The organism is Mesorhizobium sp. M1E.F.Ca.ET.041.01.1.1, assembly GCF_003997355.1.
In the GTDB taxonomy this organism is placed as follows: Bacteria; Pseudomonadota; Alphaproteobacteria; order Rhizobiales; family Rhizobiaceae; genus Mesorhizobium.
Genome location: NZ_RZSL01000862.1, coordinates 1 through 1954, shown reverse-complemented (window position 1 = coordinate 1954; position 1954 = coordinate 1). Strand labels below are relative to the sequence as shown.

3 protein-coding genes are annotated in these 1954 nt (G+C 63.3%); all 3 read left to right on the top strand.

From position 1 onward, the window contains the following. Positions 1-642, top strand: a 642-nt coding sequence (locus EOA38_RS35155) for an FCD domain-containing protein (protein ID WP_145966242.1), incomplete at its 5' end; no start/stop codon positions are given. Between the two features lie 13 nt (positions 643-655). Next, the gene (locus EOA38_RS35150) at positions 656-1441 is read left to right on the top strand and encodes an SDR family oxidoreductase (protein ID WP_126092269.1); all 786 of its coding nucleotides are present in this window, start codon (positions 656-658) and stop codon (positions 1439-1441) included. Positions 1442-1530: 89 nt separating this feature from the next. Beyond that, entirely contained in the window at positions 1531-1677 is a 147-nt protein-coding gene (locus EOA38_RS40750) for a hypothetical protein (RefSeq protein WP_245464895.1), read from the top strand. The last annotated feature ends 277 nt before the right edge of the window (positions 1678-1954 follow it).

The following is a 1954-nucleotide window of genomic DNA, read 5'->3' as shown; positions in this document are numbered from 1 at the left end:
AGCATCCGCGCGCGGCAGCTCAATGTCGGCGACGTGCTGCCGACGGAGCGCGAGCTCAGCGAGATCACCGGCGCCAGCCGCAACACGGTGCGCGAGGCGTTGCGCACCATTCGGACCTATGGGCTGATCGAGCCAAAGCCCCGCGTCGGCGCCGTCCTGGCCGACGGGCAAAGCATCGCGATCCAGAATTTCTTCGCCGCGCACATGGATGTCTCGCGCTCGTCCTTCGCCGACATCCAGGGTTTCAGGCGCATCATCGAAGTCGGCATCGGCGACCACATCGTGCTCCATGCCACGAACGAGCAGATCGAGGCGCTCGACGAGATCAATGCCCGGATCGTCGAGAGCCGCTCGATCGAGGAAGCCGCCGAGAACGATTTCAATTTCCACATGGCGCTGGTCGCGTTGGCGGACAATCGCATGCTGACGGACATCTACTCCTTCCTTTCCCCGGTGATCCTGCGGATCATGACTATCGGCAAGGAAATGCGTCCGGTGCTGGCCGACACCCGCGCCGCGCATGACGAAATCATCGCTGCGCTGCGCGCGCGCGACAGGCTGGCCTACGCCTACCTGATGAGCCGCCACCTCGATTTCGCCCTGCGATTCCTGCCGGAAGAACCGGCTTCCGACAGTGACTGAAGGAGTTCCCGCAATGAAGGATTTCGACGGCAAGGTGGTCCTGGTGACGGGGACGACCGGAATTGGCCTCGCAACCGCCAGACGCCTCGCGGCGGGGGGTGCCGCGATCGTCGCCTGCGGCATCGACCGCGCGGCGAATGCCGCGATGAGGGCCGAACTGGAAAGCTGCGAAGCCGGCGCGCTGGTCATCGACACTGACGTCTCCGTTTCCGACCAGGTCCGCGACGCCGTCGCGGCCGGCGTCGAGCGCTTCGGCGGCCTTGATGTCATCGTCAATTCGGCGGCAGTCCATCCGTACGGAACCGCGACCAGCACCGATTTCGACACCTGGAACAAGGCGATGACGGTCAATGTCGGCTCGATCTACCTGACGGCGCATTTCGGCATCCCCGAGATGATCAAGCGTGGCGGCGGCGCCATCGTCAATGTCGCCTCGGTGCAGGGTTTCGCCTGCCAGCAGAATGTCGCCGCCTACGCCACGACCAAGGGCGCCATCCACACGCTGACGCGTTCGCTGGCGCTCGACTACGCGGCGGCCGGCGTCCGCGTCAATTCGGTCAGCCCGGGCTCGATCCGCACGCCGATTCTCGAGAAGGCCGCGCGCGGTGAAAGCGGCAGCGATGCCGATGTCGAGGAGGCCTACAGGCGCTTCGGCGCCGCCCATCCGCTTGGTCGCATCGGCGAACCGGAGGAAGTGGCGGAGCTCATCGCCTTTCTGTGCTCGTCGAAAGCCGGCTTCTGCACCGGCGCGGACTACAAAATAGACGGCGGCCTGACCGCCGGCATCGGCGTGAAGTAGGACCATGAAGATCGGCCTTGGCCTCTACCGGGAGTCGCTGACGCCCGACAATTTCCGGTTTGCCCGTCAGGCAGGCGCAACGCACATCGTTGCCCACCTCGCCAACTATTTTTCGCGGGCGCGATCCTTCGCTGTCCGCGGGCGGCGAGAAGGAAGGCTGGGGCGACTGCTCCACCGACGAGCTCTGGGACTACGAGAGCGCGGTGGATGCCTACAAGACCTTCTGCATCATGTGACAGGCTGCCGGGAACGCGCCGCTGCCGCAAAGCAGCAGCCCTCCCGCGGATGCAGTTGACGAGGATCGGTGGGCCGCTCACGTCCGCACCCGGACGCACTGATCTTCCGCCGGTGAAACCAGTCGCCCCATTGGCCGCAATCGGCGACAACCGTGTCACGACTTTGCACCTGAAAAATTCAACTTCAAATCTGCAAAAAGTAAGCTGCAGTTGCGGTCGCGAGAATTCAATTAGTACAAAATTAGATTCAAAATTTACACATTAACTAATTATTAAC

Coding starts and splice junctions, on each gene's coding strand:
- EOA38_RS35150 (WP_126092269.1), top strand. CDS start 656: ATGAAGGATTTCGACGGCAAGGTGGTCCTGGTGACGGGGACGACCGGA.